This window comes from Dellaglioa sp. CoH-57-MRSF-18 (genome assembly GCF_056781995.1).
In genome coordinates, this window is sequence record NZ_JBXAXX010000212.1 from 1 (window position 1) to 274 (window position 274).

The 274-nt window shown below is 69.3% G+C and carries 1 protein-coding gene; it reads left to right on the plus strand.

Going from position 1 to position 274, the window contains the following annotated elements:
- Positions 1 to 274: ATP-binding cassette domain-containing protein (locus tag AC1RPG_RS08760; protein ID WP_481762599.1), on the plus strand; the 274-nt coding region annotated here is incomplete at both ends.

The following is a 274-nucleotide window of genomic DNA, read 5'->3' on the forward strand; positions in this document are numbered from 1 at the left end:
GGGTCACACACTCGTTCGCTCCCGGCGCTCCGCTGTTCCGGCCGATCAGCCATACCTTCGTGGCCGGGACCATCACGGGCGTCGTGGGCCCGAGCGGCTGTGGCAAATCCACCCTGCTCGCGATCGCCGCCGGGATGATCCACCCGACTTCGGGAATCGTCACCCGTCCAGAGGGGCGCAGCGTCTGGGTGTTCCAGAATCCGCACGGCGTGGCGCGGCGCTCCGCACTCGACCATGTGAGCCTTCCGCTTCTCGCGGACGGGCGCAGTCGACG